The 485-nt window shown below is 68.7% G+C and carries 1 protein-coding gene; it reads right to left on the reverse strand.

The window, feature by feature from the left end; all coding sequences use genetic code 11:
- Nucleotides 1–37: 37 nt before the first annotated feature.
- Nucleotides 38–485, reverse strand: a 448-nt coding sequence (locus J5M67_RS28100) for a hypothetical protein (RefSeq protein WP_207888632.1), incomplete at its 5' end; no start/stop codon positions are given.

Below are 485 nucleotides of genomic sequence, written 5' to 3' on the forward strand. Positions count from 1 at the left end.
TTGATCGACCTCTTCAACTTCAAGATCTCGCGTTCCATCAGTTGCTCCCCTTGCGCTTGCGCCGGTTGAAGAAGTCGAAGATCGCCGCGGGGCCACCATCCGCCGTCGAGGCAACCGTGATCGGCGCGACGCGACCGGCGCCGATCTGCGGATCCTCGAGACCACCGGAAACGCGGCCGTTCGCCGCGACTTGGTCGGCACGCTGGTTGGCGGCAGCACTGTTCGAACCAACGAATGGCCCCACATGCGACGTCGGCGCGGACGGCGATGCGACTCCACCGTTGCCGGCCTTCGGGGCGTTGGTCGTGCGGCCGCTCCCGTCGACGTGAGCCGCGCGCGGATTCGACGCTGCGGAATTCGGGCCGCTGTTCGGCGCCGGGCCCTTCTGCATGCGCTGCGCGGCGCGCTCGGCTGCCGCCCGGTCAGCGTCGTCATGAGCCTTCGCGACGCCGTTGACCCAGCTGACGAAGCGCGCGGTACCGGTT

This window comes from Pseudomonas sp. 30_B (genome assembly GCF_017491605.1).
Taxonomy (GTDB): Bacteria; Pseudomonadota; Gammaproteobacteria; order Pseudomonadales; family Pseudomonadaceae; genus Pseudomonas.